Origin of the sequence: Bacteroides sp. AF39-11AC, assembly GCF_003474285.1 — a bacterium.
Lineage (GTDB): Bacteria > Bacteroidota > Bacteroidia > Bacteroidales > Bacteroidaceae > Bacteroides.
Window position 1 is genome coordinate 67,814 of the sequence record NZ_QROH01000010.1, and the last position, 19,498, is coordinate 87,311.

The window sequence follows — 19,498 nt, forward strand, 5'->3', positions numbered from 1 at the left end:
TCTTCTTAGAATTCATCCTTATTTCTTCAAAGCCTTGTCCACATCCAGATCGACGCCTGCCCATCCTTTCTTGCAAGTCCAGTCTGCTGCAGGCGAAGCCCAAAACTCATCTGATTCCGGTAAACCGAGGGCTACAAACACGGCAGAGCACAAGTACAAGCTACCTGTTGAAATATAACTCTCTCCAATATGAGGCTGATAGCCGGCAAAGCCCACCCGCAGCCATCCTTCGGGGTTGAATGTTCCGGGAGCTTGTGTCTGCCGATTGATAATTGCTGTCAGTGCACATCTCACTTGTGCAGGTTTCACTCTTTCCGGAAGCAATTTCCGGTAAGCAACGTCGGACAAGGCATGGAAAGCTCCGAAGCGGTAAGCCAATGAACGACCCACTATCGGGAAAGTCCCTTCGGGAGAAATTATTCTTTCCTGTTGCTCTGCGTAGCGGGCATAGCGTTCGAGTTCAAGTTCGTAAGGTATGGCACCTTCTATCTGGTATTTCTTCATCACACCCAGCACTTCCGCCATCATCGGGTGGATAACGAAACTATTGTAATAGTCCAGATGGAATTCGGCCCCGTCACCGTACCAACCATCTCCCTTATACCATTGTTCAAAGCGGTCACAGGCATATTTCACCCGGTCATACTCCCACTCGCCGGTAAATTCCTTTAAGGCAGCCTCCACCATTGCCGAGAAAAACAGCCAATTGGTTTCGGAAGGTTTTATCACTCTCGATGATTTGAGCTCTTTGATTACCCGTTCCTGAGTGGTCTTATCCAGTTTATCCCACAGTTGTGTACGGGCTCTCAATAATCCGTGAGCCAGGAAAGCGGCATCCACCAAGGGTTGACGTCCGTTATTGAAGTTCAGGTAGTCGGGCGATTCCGGATCAACTCCATTGGCAATCGACTTTAAAGCCAGATCGATGTACCTGGCACGCAGTTTACCTTCTATCGTATTGTCGGGCCCCAGTTCCAGCCAAGCCGAAATTCCTGTAATCAGTCTGCCTAAAGCTTCCAGATGTGTCACTTCTCTTCTTTTCTGCATATCGGCGGCGATAGATTCAACCGGCATATTTTTACGAAGTTCACCTTTCGCCATATTCGCCAGCAACGGATAAGAGATACGATGGAGTGAACTCAACCAGGCGGAACGATCCGGATTTTCAGAGAAAGCCGTAATCGTCTCAACTACCGGACGCCCTTCCAACAAATTCTTATAGCGAAGCAAAGCCTCTACAAAATAATAATCGGCATACGTCAATGGAGCATCTATCTCATACTGCTTTGCCATGAAACCAGTGCAATGCTTAATGATAAAATGATTGTTATCGCCCACTTTCCTGGCACGATAGGCCGGAGAAGCCAACGACTTTATCTGCTGTTCACCTATTGCAAGGAATTGCTTGCCCAGTTCGCCTTCTACATAAGTACTCAGCTCCACATAAGCCGAAGCCATAATGGCACCGGCCGAAGCATCTCTATCAGCTTTCGGAATGTCGGGAGCATCAAAGTCCCAGTAAGGGATTTTATCTTTAGGCAAACGCGGGTGATTCATAATGTACTTACCGACTTTAACAGCATGGTCCAGATACTCTTTCTTACCCGTCTGACGATACATCATGGTAAATCCATACAATCCCCATGCCTGTCCACGCGACCAGGCGGACTGGTCGTTTACCCCCTGATGTGTCACCTGATTCAGCACCTTTCCTGTAATCGTATCATAGCTGACCACATGGCATGAACTGCCGTCCGGACGGAAATGATTGATCATTGTACGGTCGGCATGAGATTTTGCTTTATTATAGTAAGAATTATCTCCCGTCATGGATGAGGCTACCGTAAAAAGCTCCAGATTCATCATGTTATCAATGATTACGGAGAACTGCCATTTCTTGCTGTTCCACGAGCGGGTGCAACCCGTCACCGGATGGAAGCGGGTGGATAAGGATTTGGCCGCAGTCTCTATCACTTCCCTGTAAGCTTCATTACGGGTAAGGCGGTAGCCATTGCCGAAACTGCAATTGATGATAAAACCAACATCGTGATTGCTGGTCGTATACTTCTGCTTTTCCACACGCGAAGTCATTTCTTCGGCGGCTGCCCTCACCTGCGGATCATTGCTATACTCATAACAATACCATAACGTACCGGGATAGAAACCACTTGTCCACCAACCAGAATCGCAGGTAATCATCTCTCCATCCTTCGCTGTTCTGGGCAATATGCCTTTCTGGTCTTTCATCTCACCGAACATGGACATTGACTGTCTGACAGAGAAGTCGAGCGCATCCTCAACAACCTTTTTCATACCTTTTGTCACTGCCGATGCCGAAGAGGTGAATCCTGCCAACAGAACCAAACCTATAACTAAAACTTTCTTTCCGTTTCTCATCATCATCCTTTTAAAGGTTTATATTTATTTGTTTTATTTCTCATTAATATCGGTATTTCCCATTTGTCTTTACAAAAAGAGAGGAAAACAGGCTTTTGTCTTACTATGCATTTTATTCGGAAAGACAAAACAGGCCATCAGCGCCTCCCGTCTTTGAATATAAATGCGGCATATTGCATAATATACGTCCGTTATACATATTCTATGTACAGGAACTCTATATTCTGCAGATTGCATCTATAGTTCTGACGTATCAGATATATAGTTCCAACGCGTCAGATATATAGTTCCTGCACATTAGATATATAGTTTCTGTACCAAAGAAGCATATATTCTGCAAAAGCCTTATAGTCAAAGAGCCCGAACAAGCAATTTCCCGTTTTTTAGAGTTGTACGTATTTATATATCCAACTCATAATCTGACAAATATAGATTTTCATTCGCGAATTTGCAAACCTCCTCTCCCCGGGCTGCAAAGCAGAGACTCCCGGGGCTTTAGAAATTCAAAATGTCAATCTGATAAATCTGTTTATTTATCAAAATACTCAATAAGGTTGTAAACATTGTAATTTACTTCCTTCATGAACTTACTCAGATAGGGATACATCTCGTAATAGTTATCATAAACCCCTTTATTAGCGGGCTTACTGCTATTGTCCGTACCATCATCATCCTGATACTTGAACCAATGCCAGCCGACGCAATTCTTGGCTTCCAGCAAACCCAAAGTGAAATGCTGGTATGCGTACGCCCTGTCATTCTGAGTGGGAACAGAGAATCCGGCACCCGACTGGTTGTTCAGGTCAGAATCTTCCACACCCTTTGTATAAAACTCAGTAACCATAAAGGGAGCATCCGCCCAATCTTCACCCCACTGCTTCACATAGGTAGTCAGCTCCGGACTCCAACGGCTATAGTAATTGATAGAGATGATATCGCAATACTTGCCCGCAGCAGCCACTACATGTTGCAGATATTTCGGTGTTCCATGCAGACGGGTTCCCAGGTACATCATTCCCGGATCGATCTCTTTAATGGCTTCCTTGACTCCCTTGTAATAGAGTTCGGCCAGTCTGCCGGCAAATTCGCTATTCAGATTATCGGTCACACTTGTTGCATTCTTCTCTTCCATAAACTTCTTAGCTTCCAGGTAGGCGACATCTGTCCGGTCGGTCAGTTGCAAGAAGCGATCCAGTATTCTTGAATTCTGCGAAGAGAAGTTTATCTCATTATCCGAAAAGAAGCCCAATACATTCGCATCATTCAAATAAGATGCCATGGCCGAACGGATATAAGTCTTACAGAACTCCGCCCAATCACTGTACAACACAAGTCCCAGTTCATTATCGGAAGTATTTCCCGGATAGGCATGCCCGTTCTGCGACCTGAACTGGCTGAGGAAGCCGAACGAAGGTGCAAGAGTCATAGGTGCATTGGGATTACTTTGATTATGCGTCTGAATTTTACTATATGTATTGGTACAGAAAGCACCGGTGCCATGAAAGCCGATAGAGGCCAGTTCTGCCTGTGTCTTCGACAACCACATATTATCATTACCAAAGCGCTTATTCCAAGCTTCTTTATTACGCGAAGAAGAACCATATCTGAGGGAAGTCACACTTCTTTCATAGTGAGGGTATCCTTCGGGATCGATAATCCACCAACGACCGTTGACTTTCTTCACATAAAAGCGTCCTGTGGCTTGTTGCTTGGCACCTGTGGTAAGGCTACCATATTTATTGGTAATAGCCTTATAGTCACTCTCTGTTTTTATGCTTGGTTTATACTCGCCCATATAAGCCACGATGCGGGTATTCGCTTCAGTCCAGCTGGCAACCGGTGGAAACTGGCTCGAATACTTCACTTTGATCGGGCGGTACGGTTTACCCAGAAGTGAAGGACTGTAAGCCTGCATCTCTCCGGGAGTCGGCAACCCCTCTATAATCTCATCATCGTCACCCTCGTCCAGAACAACGTCCGGCGGCATGAAGTTAGGATCTTTCACTTCATAGTCTACACATGAAGTCAACATAAACAGACACGCAAAGGATGCCGTTATATAAAATGATTTTATTTTCATGATATTTGCCTTTAAAGATTTTATTTGGAAACACTTCTCACACAACGAACATAACGCGCACTTCCGGTCTTGGCGTTATTGGTACTGACATATTTACCAAAACGTATATAGCAAGCTTTCTTACCGTCGGTAGTCTCCGTACTTGCCCAATAGCTATCACCATTCTCCGTATCTCCCATGGTATTCAGGATCACACCACCATGATCGGTGAATATTTTATCGAACGCAGCACGTGCTGCCTGTTCTTCCGCCGGGAGCTGACCGGGAAGCAGGCTCGAACTATGATTTCCGTTGTAGGCATCATATAAAGCTACCAGTTCGTCTTTTGCCGGCCAATACCAGCCTTCACCCCTCTCCTTGCAATATTGTATTGCCGGAATGTCTGCTGCATGTTCGCTCTGTGCTATGGTCTGCGTATTGGCATATCCATCTTCACCATCCGTTACACCAAAACCATCGGCAAATCCGTTTGTCCACTTCAGGCTCTCCCGCTTAAGGGACACAATCTTAGCTTTGGAAGGATCTGCCGGATCCACCCAGAACACAATACCGCCTTCAGCAAGTTCCGTATCTCCATCTTTCGTCACATACTCACCTATTGTGAAAGGTTCCACAGCTATAGCTTTCTGCTGGCTTACGGTAATGGTAGCCGTAGCCCGGCCTTCACCGGAACCGGCTACGACGGTCACAGTCGCCGTACGCGAACCATCCGTGGTATTCTCCGACAAAGCGGTGAATGTAATCTTGTTTTCTGCCTTGCTTACGGAAAGCCATGTGGAACCATCACCTTCAATGGTTACCGTATACGAACTCTTATTCGTAGTTACGGTAGACTCTGCCGTGGCACCGGCTTCACTGGTCAGTCCAACCTGGGTAGGGGTAACGGTCAGTGTGGCAGGTTCTTCGGGGAACTTATAGTTACCTATCACTTTCATGGCACGTACAAAGCGGCTTGTACCAGTCTTGGCACCAAAGTCAAGTCCATACTTACCGAAACGGACGTATCTTGCTTTCTGCCCATCTTCACTTTCCGTACTTGCCCAGTAGCTTTCACCATTGCCCGTATCAGCCGCTGCATTTATAACCGCTCCACCCAAATCGGTCAGGTACTGGTCGAACATGGCACGGGCTGCCTTTTCCGTATCGCTGATACTGGCAGGCACTGCATTGGTGAATGCCGGGTCTTCATGGCCGATACCATTGTATGCGTCAAACAAATCGAGCAATTCATTGGATGCCGGTAAATACCAACCTTCTCCCAATGCTGTACACAAGGCGGCAGCATCATTAGGGCCTGCATTTACAAACAGGGCTGTATTCGCCGGGCCATCTACTGCCGACAGGGCGCCATGTGACATGATAGATGCTTCATACGGATTGCCACCCCAACGTTCCAGTGAGATAGCCTTTCCGGATTCCGGATCAGACGGGTCAACCCAGAATATCATACCGAGTCCGTCTTCTGTCACTTGTCCCACTTTCAAAGCCTTCTCTTCCGAAGCATCTTTATCTGATTGAGTCACTGTTACATCTACAGAGAACTCTCCGGAAACCAACTTCACGACAGTCGAACGCGGTTCACCTGTTTCATTGGTAGCCGTAGCTTTATAAATGGCACGTTTCGGATTCACATCTACCGAGAGCCAGTCTGCCGTATACTCAGCGGTAACCTCACCCTCCGTCGTATAAATAAGAGCCGTTGCAGAAGAACCTTCATTCTTCGATATGTTTATAGTGGTTTGGTCATAATTAAATTCCGGCATGATACGCACTTCTCCACGCTCTTTACATGAAATCAGTATCATACTCAAAATCAATGAAACCAGAGTTAGTTTTTTCATATTATGATTCTGTTTTTAATTTATAATTTAAAGTCAACTCTCCTATTTCCACGGATCGCTCTGCGGGAAGTTCTCTGCTCCCATCAGGTCTATCTGTTTCTGTGGTATAGGCCATATTTCGTGTTTGCCTTTCACGAAGTAATCACGACACAAGGCATAATCGGTATCCAGATATGGGTCTTCCGACTTCAAGTCGCCCGAGTGTTCACGAGCCCGGTCATAGAGGAGTCCAAGACGTTTCAACAATGGCCAGCGTACTCCTTCGAAGTGCAGTTCACGGGCATATTCATCCAGAATCATATCAAGGGTAAGCGGACCGTTCTCACGGGCATTACCTGCCCTGCTCCACGTCTTGTTATAGTATTCAATGGCTTCGGAACTCGAACCGCCGTCGCGATGGAAGTAAGCCTCACAACACATCAGGTAGGTCTCTGCCAGACGGTAAACAATCAGGTCCTTGAAACTGGAAGTCCTGTCAGGCTGTGTAGCATTGGTCCATTGGTCAAAATGCTTCTTTGACATCGGATGCAGTTTCTCCAGATATCCGGCAGAACTGCCATACAAATCGGCTGGTATCTCTTTGCCATAATTGACATTAGTGGGATCATTGTAATAGAACTTGTGGATAAAGAGCTTTTCATAGCGGGTATCCTTTGCTTTATCATACAGACCGAACAAGTAAGTATTCGGATAAACACGTCCCCAACCGTAACCACCCTGGGCTGCTTCAAAGGTACATCCGGCATTAGACTGATAGCGGGTAGTGGTAATAATGGCAAGACGGTGTCCCATCAATGGAGTACCGCTTCCGCCACCTCCCAGGTTCTCTGAGAATTGGTAGGACCACAGCACTTCGGAGTTACGCAAATCCGCCCCGCTGAAAACATCTTCCGTCTTCGGCATCATGGAGTACATCGTGCCATCCCTAAAGATATCCTCACACTCTTTTATTGCTTTATCATAGTCCTTTTCCCACATGGCTACCTGCGCTCTCACATGTTTGGCAGTTGCCTTAGTGATACGTCCATAGTCCTTATTCGGGATGTCCCAAGCAAGGGTGGCTATTGCATCTTCCAGGTCACCTTTAATCAGAGTGAATACTTCTTCCGTAGATGCCGGTTTATAGTCACGCACCAGATTATCTACCATAGTAGGAAGTGTATTCAAATAGAGACGTTCAAAACGTTTCCATAGTTCAAAGTATGCATGTCCGCGGAAGAACTTAGCCTCAGCCCATGCCTTATGGACAACTTCGTCATCAAGCCCCAGGTTCTCGGCGCTTACAATGATTTCATTGGCTTTGCCTATAATGGAATAATGGTGTGTCCAGAATGATTCGACATCAGCATTGTTAGGCAATAGCGTATTGAGACGAGCAATAGCTGCACTTGTTCCGGCACGGAATACCATGATGTCCGTGTTATAGTCACACATATTTACGACGTACAGGTTACCTCCATCTCCATTGGCTATCTGTCTCTCCATATTGTATAATCCTATCACGGCGCGGCTCAGACCATCGGGAGTACCTATCAGATAGTTGTAAGTGATATCCGTCTTCGATTCAGGATTAAGAAAGTCTTCACAGGAAGGCAACGTCGCAATTGCTGCAATTGCTAAAGCTGCTATATATAATCTTTTCTTCATTTTTTCGGTCTTTAATAATTAGAATGACAAATTTACTCCAAACACAAACTGTCTTGACTCAGGATATGCACCGGGAGTCAACTCCGGGCTATACGACAGGAAGTCTGTGAACGTAAGAAGATTCGTAGCGGTTGCATATACTCTTAACTTCTGAAGCTGGATTTTCTTAATCCAGGCGGTAGGAAATGTATATCCCAGTTGCAAAGTACGCAAACGGATGTAAGAGGCATCTTGTATGGCCAAGGCACTCTGATACGTCACATTCGAATTATGGGTAGGACGCGGGAAGTCGTTTGAAGGATTAAACGGAGTCCAGTAATTCACCTTCACACCGTTCAATTTTCCCTGTAATGAACCACCACTGTTTGATTCTGAGAGATAGGCGTTCTGAATCTTGCGCCCGGACACTCCATACCAATCCATAAAGAAGTCGAAGCCTTTCCATTTAAGACTTGTATTCAATGACAGGGTAAAGTCCGGGTCTTTGGAGATGGGGGTACGGTCGTCTGCCGTAATCTTTCCGTCACCATTCAGATCTTTCACTTTCACGGAACCCGGTGCCACTGCATCCTGACGTTCCAGGACTTTGTCGGGTATACCGTCTCCATCCGTATCAATGGTCGGTTTCAAGGTATATGTCAGTTTACCATAGGCATCACGGGTAATATCAAAATCTGCGTATTGATAAATACCGTCCGGTTCATAATTGTAATATACATTGATAGGTTTACCTACAAACCAGTTGTTTCCGGGCTGGCTCAACGGTTTTCCATTCTCATCCACCTGATCGTCAATCTTCACGATCTCATTGGAATACTGGCTGAAGTTAGCTCCCAGACTCCATGTGAAATCCTTCGCACGGATAACGTCACCGCTAATACTGATATCAATACCGCTCGACTTCGTTTCTCCCAGATTATCAAGCATCTTTTCGTAACCTAAGGCTGAATTCAATCCGCGATAAACAAGCAAATCGGTAGTCCGGGTTTTATAATACTCAATGGTACCCGACAGTCTGTTTCGGAACAAACCAAAGTCCAAGCCCATGTTGACGGTTCTGGATTGCTCCCACTTCAGGTTAGGATTGGTAAGTTCTGCTCCGGGAAGATAACCCATATAGGAATTATCGCCAAACTCATATCTGAGTTGGTCAGTCAGACCAAGAGTCGTATAATTACCAATACCGTTCTGATTACCTACAATACCATAACTCAAGCGTAGTTTCAGATTATCGATCCAGGTTGCATTCTGAAGGAACTTCTCCTGATTCACACGCCATGCAAGGGCTACAGACGGGAATGTACCCCATTTGTTATTCTTTCCGAAACGACTGGAGCCGTCTCTTCTGACTGCAACATTCATAATATATCTATCCATCAGGACATAAGAAGCACGTCCCATGAAAGAAACCAGGTTATTCTCGGTAAAGGAACGTATGGGAGAACCTGTAAACTGACCGTTTGCGATGAAGTTCCAATCCATATCCACCGGTAATTGGTCGGTAGCATAGCCCAACTGCTTTGTCTGCTTATGGTCTACGGACTGTACTGCGGTAATCGTCAGTTTGTGCTTCTGGTCTTTAATAGGGACATTGTATGTAAAGATGTTCTCAATCAGATAACTTCTGTCTTCCCTGTCGGTCAGTTTAGCCGTAGCTCCACCACCCGGATAATTCACTCCTTTTGCTTCGCCATCTTCCTGTTCTCTGTTATAGAGCGATGTATTCAGGCGGTAATTGAACCCTTTGAAAGGTTTCAGCTCCAGAAAGACATTCAAACGGTAACTATTGGTGGAAATCTCACGTTTATAGTTTTCCGCTCTATAGAACGGGTTGACATCATTATTAGAATTAATATAGCGTGAATAGCTACCATCTTCATTATAAATCTGTGCAATCGGAGTACGGGTAATAAACTCACTGAAACTACCGTCTTCACGATCGGATTTGGTAAGAGCATAAGACGAGTTTACACCGAGGCTGATCCACTTATTAATGTTATAATCCACATTCAGGCGAAAAGCTGCCTTCTGATAGCCGGAACCGGTGGTTACCATTCCGTCCTGATCGAAGTAATTGACACCGGCAGCCATCCGTATCTTATCATTTCCGCCGCGCAACGTTACATCATGATTGTGATAAAGTGCATTCTTCAACATCTCTTTCTCCCAATCTATAAATTGCCCGCTTGCCCACACTTGCTGCATGACATCGTCTCCCAAAGCTTCGGCAATGGATATTTCGCGTGCATCAATCACACCTTTATCATTGGCTTTTGCTTCACGCCGCAGCATTACATATTCTTCGGGTGAATAGAAATCGAAGTTGCGCCATAAAGACTGTATACCTACATATCCGTTATAACTTACCTCCATCTTACCCTGGCTACCACGTTTCGTTGTCACCAGGATAACACCATCGCTGGCACGGGCACCATAGATAGCCTGCGAAGCGGCATCTTTCAGAATCTCAATGGACTCGATGTTCTCCGCACTCAGCGTACTGAACTCTTCACTGTCTGAAATAGAACCATCGATAACATACAAAGGAGTATTGGATGCACTGATAGAACGGTTACCACGAACCGTAATATTAGGATTGGAACCCGGTCTTCCCGATGAACTTGTTACATTAACACCGGCCACGCGTCCACGAAGCATATCAGCTACGTTTCCTGCCGGGTAACTTTTCAGTTCATCCGTCTTAACCGAAGCTACAGAAGTAGCGACATCACTTTTCCGCTGATAACCATAGCCCACGACTACAACTTCTTCCAGTTGCTTGGTATCCTCTACCATAACTACATTAATAACACCTTTATTACCTACCTTATGCTCCTGGTTCAGATAGCCGATATACGAAAACACGAGTGTAGAATTCGAAGGTACCTCAAGAGAATATTTACCGTTTATATCGGTAATCACACCAGTTGCAGAATCTTTCACGCGAACATTCACGCCAATCAACGGACCTTGCGTATCAGACACAACACCTGTTACCCGCACGTTCAGCGCATGTACATCGGCCATAATCAATAGAAATACAACCGATAAGATTAGTTTAAAACAACAGTTTTTCATTTAATACATTAGATTTATATATTACTAATAAAGGAACAAGACAAAATTCACAAAAAACACAGAATCGGAATCTAAAAATCATACGGAAAGAAAGCACAATCGTACGAACGAAATAAATCTTTTCCGCTTACCACACTATCAGAGCTGGTTTATTCACAGATTCTCTGGTTCCGAAGGAACTATTCTTATTATTATCAGAATCATCTCCCAATTGGCGGACTTCCCTGATCAACACAAATGTAATTTCCGGCTGCCGGCATTTGCGTATCAATGAAGTGACATCCAGTTGATGCCAGGATGCTGTTTCAGTCACAACTATCTCACCGGCTACATGTGCCGTATTACCTACATCGGTTACGCGCACCTGGTCTTTTTCCAGATTGGGGGCATTCTTCCAGTTCAGGGTACTTTCATCCCAATTACTATTATCCAGCGCGTAGACATGGAAGCGATAGGGAGATTTGGTTGACGAATTGCCATACAGCCGGAGTATAGCGGCATTCATTTCCTCTTTATTCATACCCGACAAGTCGAACTTGAGATAGCTAACCTGATTGCCATTGGCTCGGGAAGCATTCATTTCTATATTCATCACTTTGGCTTTACCAAAGTTTTTCTCACTATTTGCCCCGGCCTTAACGGTTGCATCCGCCGTTGCCACCAGTGTACTTGCAGCATTGGAACAGATAGGAATGGTAAGGAGCATTACACTCTGGGCAGGAAGTTCAAACGAAAGCTGTCCTTCTTCTGAGGTTTCTTTTATCCAGACTACTTCACCATAAGCATTTGCACTTACTTCCTCAGCAATCACCTTGGTTCCTACCGAAAGGTTCAGCGACTTCAGGTCCAGTGTGAGATGGTTTGAAGAGAGTTTCCGTTGTACCAGCCATACATAATATCTCATTTCTTCCGGGTTAAAGGAAGTTATCGCATCCACATCATTATCAGCAACCGACTTCACTGTATTCAGCAACGGACGTTCATCCTTAAACCCTTTTGCAAACAGGCGAACAACTTCACCCGTACGCTGAATGCCACTTATATCAAAAGAGGAAGGAATCTCCTTGACGGACTCCGCATCAAACAGTTTTATTTCCCTCACTTTGATACTCCCCTTATCCGTTGCAACAAAGCGGACTTTGGAAGTAGTTACAGGAGCATCGAACAGAAAAAAGGATTGCGCATAACGTGCATCTTTCTCAACGGTCTCTTTTATATCCGCCCATCCGGTACCGTCCCAATACTGCAAACGAAAATTCTTCACGCGGTCGGGAGCCGTATAAACTCCATATGCCGAACCCGTATAGACTACAGCCCCACCCAATAAGGTGCTTTTTCCCAGACTTATTTCCAGGTATTTCTCTGTATCCGTATCCGGAGACACCCACATGGAAGCATCTGTCTTATTACCATCGGTTACTACTTTCACCGCTACCGGGCGAGATGAAGTCAAGTCCATTGCTTTCTTACCCAATGCCACATTGGTATAGGCATCCTCCACAATCCGTTTGCCTTGCCAGATAAAGTGATGTCCTGACTTAATTCCACGCGGATATGTTCCGCTGGTAGTATTGGCAAACTTAAAAGCCCACATTCCATACCCTTGATTGAACGTATTGTTTGTATATTCGCCGGCCCATTCTGTGAACAAGGAAGGAGAATCCATCGTTTCTTCCTTATCGATCAGATATGCATTCATCCAACGCCCTGTTTCCGTATAAACGATCGGAAGCGGTTGTTTCAAAGGATGATTTTCCACTATAATCTTTCTTATATCAGAAACCTTGGACGCATAACCTGCTGCCGGAAGATTATAAGAGTGGGTAGAGAATACATCTATCAAATCCCTGTCCGAAGGCAAGCCGCGATAGTCTATACGCAGATTCTTCACGACTTCGGCCCACCAGTTTGTATTGGAACCCGCTGTAACCGGACTCACAAAACGTGATTTCAGATTCTTCCCATACAGCCTATTCACATCCTGCACGGCACAATAAACAGCATCCGAAACTATTTTCATGGCATCTACATACTGGGTGATCTTCATTGGTCCGGCATGGCGATGATTCGGTTCGTTGTGCATGGCGTACATGGTTACATCTCCCGTCTTAGCCGCATAAAAAGCCAATGCATAGAAACGCTGCCACTGCTTCCATTTATTACTCCACGTTCCATCAAAATCGGTGGAATTTATCTGAAGAATAGCATCGATATTCAGACGTTTCAATTCTTTCAACGTGTATTCGAATACCATGGAATTGGTAGAGAAATGTGCTTCCCCACACTTCGCCAGGATAGGTTCCCATTGAATGAAACGGTTATGCTCCGGATTGTTTCGCAACTCATTCTTGTAGGACTCAAAATCCTCCAATGTGGAAAGCTCTTTATCATGCAGCACAACGGACTGGGGAATATAATCGTTCAGAGAAGTCCATACGCGCAAACTGTTCACATTAGAGTATTCAAGCCAACCGGAAACATTACTTCCCGGTAAATAATATCCTTGATTGTAAGCCACGTATTTCATGGACTTACCAATGATTTCTTTAGCCACCGTCACCTGCATTTCCTTTTCCAAAGGTTCCTGGGAAACTCTTGGAGCTTCACCTGTAGTAACAGGAATCGGCATACCCGCCTTCTCCTTACCGTATACTTCAAACTCATTAATACGGATCGGTTCACCATCGGTAGATACCAGACGAATCTGAAAAGTGAGCAGCTCCGGATGAAAGGTGAACTCAAGCTTATCCAACCTGTTCTCCGTGCATTCCGTATCCGGCAGGTCCGTCCAGTTGGCATCATCCCAGTATTGAATCTTAAAATTCTTCACCGACCAGAATCCCGGTGCTTTTCCTTTCTCCTGCTCTGTTTGTTCGACATCCGGAATTCCCGTATAGATAACAACCCGGTTTATATTATAATATCTCTCAAGATTAATATCCAGTGTATGGGGTGGACGCGCACTTTTACCACTCATCCAGGTAGATTTACGCGAAACGATTCCATCCGTCACATTGGATGCCGGAAACTCTTCCTGCTGCGATGAGGCAGTGACCGGTTTGTGTAATGCTACATTGACATTATCTGCATGTAGCCCCAAAAAGGGCATGACAATAGCACCACAGACTAAAAATAGTTGTTTCTTCAAGCTCATAAATTATCTTTTAATGGGTATTTCTATTCTTTAGAGTAACAGGCTTTATAAACCGCTTCAGCATATCTCCTACCAAGGATTATCTGACTGTCAGCACTAAAATGAGGGTCATTTTCATTGATCAGGGGCACCAATTCCCGGGATGACACACAATAGGAATAGGGAATATGCCGGGGAACCGTACGCAACATCTTATTAAACGCATCCGAAGTCCCATTCACCCGCCATTCGGCAATCTCTCCCACAATAACGGGGAGCTTTGTATCTCCCAAATCTTCCCGCAAATCGGCAACCAACTTTTGTAACTTCGCCATATACGCTTCCGGATTCCGGCTATCGGCTTCGCCCTGATGCCAGATAATTGCTTTCAACGTTCCGTACTTCATGGCTTGGCGTATACGTGACAAAGCTTCTCCATAATAATCATCCTTAGCTCCTTTCAACCATGAGTTTATGGAACTCCCTCCGCGTGCATTAACCACTAATCCAAGTTTATGCCTCGTTTTATCTGCAATGGCCTTTGCAAAAGAATAGGCCGGGCCTACTCCTTGCAGATCTATTTGCTTGCGGATAGTAGAGTACTTATTTAAAGGATTCCTTGCAGGTTCCATATCACCGTTCGGAGTCAGCAAGTATACATCCTTTATACTGCCTTTATAGTTATCAGTAATATATCCCCGTCCTGCCATGTTAGACTGGCCAATGAAAAGGAACAGATCAAGCTGGGGTATCACCGGTTCAGGGTTGACACATACGCCTTCCGTCTCCAACATGTATTTATCCGTGCGGAAGGGAAGGGCGGGAAAGCCTTCTTTATTAAAGAAATTCATGTATCCACTATTCACCCAGAGATAACGGACATCTACAGGATTATTTACCTGATTACTCTTTACACGTACCCGATTGTTATCAACAATCACTGCTTCAGCCGGATAAAACTGGCCGTCTTTACCGGCAACCATAAATCCGGAAAGCGAGGAAGAACCGTCTTTGGCAATAATCCCTGTACCCACATTCGCAAATTCCAGAAGTAAACTGCCATCTTCGGTTTTCGTCTTCTTTCTAAATTCAGGTCCCTGATAGACGATCTTCTTACCATAAACTTTACCCAAAGCCAACTGTGCAAGGCGCCAGCCAACTGTATCTTTCACAATCGGATGAATATCTTTGGGATTTCCCTGGTCAAAAGCAACGGCCATACCTGTATTCTTCACATGCAGTGAGGTGAGGTATTGCGCTTCACGCAACTCATTCCAGTAACGGGTCTTTGTTTCAAATCGAGGTAACTGTACAAACAGGAAAGGAATATCTCCCTGCCCCCACGACATCCTCCACTCCTTTATCATCGCGGGGAACAGTTTACGATATTGTGCCCCACGTGCTGTATTCGACTCTCCCTGATAGAAAATAAATCCTTTCAGAGTATATGGACTGACAACGTTCAACATCGTTTCGGATAAACCGACCGGACGACGAAAGTTCCATTTCCCCATAGGCTCCGTAGGTTTACCAATGTATTGTTTCTTTTCTGCTGATAATTTGTTATACTCTGCCAGAGACTTAATATAACGGTCATATATCTTCTCGTACTCTCCAGGCTGATAAGCATCAGCAATACTATCATAACGCTCTATGACAGGGCGGAAGTCTTTATCTGACAACAGCAACTTCCGGCTCGTCCACGCCTCAACCGTCGTTCCTCCTACGGGTAGTTGAATGATACCGATAGGAATATTCAAATCTCTATGCAGATTCTTCGCAAAGTAGTAAGCAACAGCTGCAAACTCCGGTGCTGTCTCAGGAGTACAAGTCTTCCAGGATGTTTCAGGCACTTCGTGTTCCGGATAGTATTTTCTCGGTACTTTATAATAACGTATCTGAGGATAATCAGCCAAATCGATTTCCGCCTTCGCATCCTTCACCTTGCGCAAAGCAAACTCCATATTTGACTGACCACCCGCCAGCCATACGTCACCTACGAAAACATCTCTAAAACTAACCTTATTATTACCATTTATGACTTCTAATTTATAAGGTCCTCCGGCTTCTCCGGTCCTTAGTGTGACCATCCATTTTCCATCAACAACCTTACTTTTCCGACTGTGTCCTTCAAACAACACTTCAACCTGCGAACCGTCTGCCGCCTCTCCCCAGATCTTCACGTTTGCATTACGTTGCAATACCATATGATCCGTAAAAACACCGGCAACCGTAAACCTGCCGCCAGCAAAAACAACGATGCTGGTCAGAAATAAAAATAAAGAAAATAAAATGCGTTTCATAGTTCAATTCGGTTTTAAAATGACTCTGCAAAGATGTCCGTTTACCGAGTGAAGACATATAACAATCGTTCTTTTATGAAGCAACTTTGTACAGCCGTGTACAATATTGGCAACTATCAGAAATCTTATTCCGTATGATCCGGACGCTCTGTACTTAATATTGTTTTCAGTAATATCACCCGGCGATCTCCTTTCAGAGAAACTTTCATTGTATTCTTTATATGCGAGATATCTGTTTCGACACTTAACTGTTGCTTGGGTTGAAGCACATAGTTCCTTGTTGTTGTGTCATTGACGGTGATGCTGATGTTAAGAGGTTCGTCCACAGGATTCTCCAATATGGTAATCATGGTTTTCTTCTTCCCGGACAATGTCATGTAGAAATATCCTTCGCCGCTGGTAGATGATTTACCGATCAACGGGCTTCCTCCTTTTGAAAAAGTGAATGGAGCCATAGGTCTTCTTCCATAAGGTACATATTGCACACCCGGTTTTGAATTCCACCCACCATAAGCACCGGCATACTGGTAACCATATTCATCAATCTTCACTTCATATCTGGGGTCATGTTCCTGTCCTTTTGGAATGATAGGAACAGTGTTTACCATCAGACCATTACAAGATGCGTTCACGATTCCCCGTTCGGAAGCATAGTCTCCCCAGATAATTGAGTCAGTCATTTCCACATACGGTTCATGCTGCTTGTCGACAGACATATAACGAAGCATATTGAAAAGGAGTTTATCAGCTACGGGGTCTACTCCGCAATGATTAATCAAGTCGAAACCAGACAACAGTATGGAGCCTTTACCCATAAACATCTCCGACAAGGCTGTCGCTGCCAAAGCACGGCTATAGTTGGCAAGGACGGCTACATTCTCCATCCCGGATTCACGAAGATCATATCCTTTGTCCACCGGATAAATGGCAGGAAAACCTTTCTTCGATTCATCATAGGAGGTATAGTCGGACCAAAGGCGGAACTGCTTAGGGGTTAATCCGTTAAAAACCGGATGATACGGACGTTCGAGATTGATATTCATACCATCTGCATACGCCAGAGACGGTGAAAGATAAACCGGATCATTATTGCTGTCTTTCAGAAACTCTACGGAAGTTGGCAGCCACGATTGATTGAATGTTGCAGCATCCTGTTGCAGGCAAATAATGCGCCCACCCTTACTTACATATTCTTTCAACTGCTCTGACTGATTATTCAGTGAATCATCCCATGAATTCTTAGCCAGAATTAAGGTAGAGTTCCGGGGCAATTCCTTAACCATACGTACCGCTTTTACAGGGTAACCGAGTTTCTGCAAACAGCTCAAGGTTTGCTCTCCTGCCGAAGAATCGTACACATAAATGGTTTTCTTTATCACCTCTGTACCCCGCCAGTCTTTTCCGGCTATGAACAGTTCACTCTCATTATAGGACACCTTACTGCCTTTCGACCAAATCTCACCTTTCAGCATATAGTCTCCCGAAGGCAGATTCTTAGGAATATCTATCGACAAAGGCCTTTTACAAGTGCCATAATAGGGAACAGATGGAAGATCGACCTCTCCCTCCAATACTTTCTCACCTTCCTTTTCAATCCACCACTGCAAATGAACTTCATCCAAATCATTGCCATAATCATCGTCATTGACGACATGGGCTACCACCGCAAGCTTACTCCCTGCATAAATCTGCGATTGCCAATTCTCCCAACTCAGCAATACAGGCTGATAACTGATCTGGTATTGCCAGGCTACAGGTTTCGGTTTCATCTCGGCAAAGGATTTTACTCCATCCCAGTTATGAAATATAATTGTAAAAGGCATCGTACCTGCCAGGCAGCTGTTTTGACTTCTCAACCGACGGAATAATTCCGTTGCATTCTTCAGTACAAAAGCCTGATAGGTCATAGCTGCTCCGGCTTGTTCATCATCGGGCAGATGTCCTGTCCAACACTTCTGCGAACCCGGTTGTTTGGTTCTGGAGCAGAGGTTAAAACGCCCGTCTATTCCTGTATAGTTTCCTACACATTCGGTAAAAGTAATCGGTTGTACTCTTCCCGGATTTTGCCACATCGCCTTATCACGCATATTGAGATAAGTAAGGAAAGTATTATAATACCATCCCCAATACCTATGTACATCATAGATATCGCCCGAATGTCCCAGCCCATAACCGGTATTGCCTATATACAATCTGGTATCATCCCATTTCTTGAGTTCACGACACATCTTTGTCAGGAACTCCCGATACAGATCGCCCGTTTTACCTTCATAAGGCATTTCATTGGATAAAATATAGATGACTACGGAAGGATGGGGAGTGAACGGTCCCAGATCAATTTCCTTATAGGTTCTGAGTGACAGGTCAAAGTCTGTCGGTGGTGCAGTCTTGGTTGCATGTTTGGGACGACCATACCGACCTGCAAATATCATCATACCTTCTTCATCGCACACATCCATCCAATTCTGGTCATCGGGAATACGGATGATATTTATGTTCAGGCTCTTCATAAAGCGAACATAATCACGTGCAAAGTCTTTGCTTCTTTCCAGTTGTTCGGGTATTCCCCGCTCAGGCGGATTAATGGCATTCCCCCGCAGATAGACAGGTTTATCATTCAAATAAAATACACCACCCCGCATCTCGAACTTTCTGAACCCAATCCGCTTATGAAAAGTTTCAGTACCAGCCTTTATTTCCAAGTCATAAAGTGCAGGATTAACAGGACTCCATAATTCAGGAGTCAATTGGTCTATTTTCCAGACCACCGTTGTATCCACTTTATTCTTAAAATAAAATTCTCCGGAATGGTTGCACAATATCACCTTATTCCGGGCATGCGTAATTACAGCATCAAGGGATAAACTTTCGTTCGCCTCAGCAGACAACATTACTTCAATCCTGATATCCTTATCGGTAGTGACAGGAGTTACCTTATGAACCTTTGCCGCCAACAGAGACAACGGAAAGAATGCACATAAAGCACACAATAATCTTGTTTTCATAGTATCAATTATAA

Annotated in this window: 8 protein-coding genes; all 8 read right to left on the reverse strand. The window is 44.8% G+C overall.

Going from position 1 to position 19,498, the window contains the following annotated elements; genetic code table 11:
* Nucleotides 1-18: 18 nt before the first annotated feature.
* Entirely contained in the window at nucleotides 19-2,403 is a 2,385-nt protein-coding gene (locus tag DW036_RS21035) for a DUF2264 domain-containing protein (protein ID WP_118466048.1), read from the reverse strand.
* Nucleotides 2,404-2,926: 523 nt separating this feature from the next.
* Complete coding sequence (locus tag DW036_RS21040; RefSeq protein WP_118466049.1) at nucleotides 2,927-4,477, reverse strand: hypothetical protein; 1,551 nt, start codon at nucleotides 4,475-4,477, stop codon at nucleotides 2,927-2,929.
* A gap of 20 nt (nucleotides 4,478-4,497) precedes the next feature.
* Nucleotides 4,498-6,318 carry a BACON domain-containing protein gene (locus DW036_RS21045; protein ID WP_118466050.1) on the reverse strand — a complete coding sequence of 607 codons (1,821 nt, stop codon included), beginning with the start codon at nucleotides 6,316-6,318 and terminating at the stop codon, nucleotides 4,498-4,500.
* Nucleotides 6,319-6,360: 42 nt separating this feature from the next.
* Entirely contained in the window at nucleotides 6,361-7,965 is a 1,605-nt protein-coding gene (locus DW036_RS21050; protein WP_118466051.1) for a RagB/SusD family nutrient uptake outer membrane protein, read from the reverse strand.
* Between the two features lie 18 nt (nucleotides 7,966-7,983).
* Nucleotides 7,984-11,043 carry a TonB-dependent receptor gene (locus DW036_RS21055; protein ID WP_118466052.1) on the reverse strand — a complete coding sequence of 1,020 codons (3,060 nt, stop codon included), beginning with the start codon at nucleotides 11,041-11,043 and terminating at the stop codon, nucleotides 7,984-7,986.
* A gap of 127 nt (nucleotides 11,044-11,170) precedes the next feature.
* The gene (locus DW036_RS21060; protein ID WP_118466053.1) at nucleotides 11,171-14,197 is read right to left on the reverse strand and encodes a DNRLRE domain-containing protein; all 3,027 of its coding nucleotides are present in this window, start codon (nucleotides 14,195-14,197) and stop codon (nucleotides 11,171-11,173) included.
* Nucleotides 14,198-14,220: 23 nt separating this feature from the next.
* Nucleotides 14,221-16,479, reverse strand: coding sequence for a sialate O-acetylesterase (locus DW036_RS21065; RefSeq protein WP_118466054.1), 2,259 nt, complete (start codon nucleotides 16,477-16,479; stop codon nucleotides 14,221-14,223).
* A gap of 125 nt (nucleotides 16,480-16,604) precedes the next feature.
* Nucleotides 16,605-19,484, reverse strand: a complete 2,880-nt coding sequence (locus tag DW036_RS21070) for a glycoside hydrolase family 2 TIM barrel-domain containing protein (RefSeq protein WP_118466055.1) — start codon at nucleotides 19,482-19,484, stop codon at nucleotides 16,605-16,607.
* Between the last annotated feature and the right edge of the window lie 14 nt (nucleotides 19,485-19,498).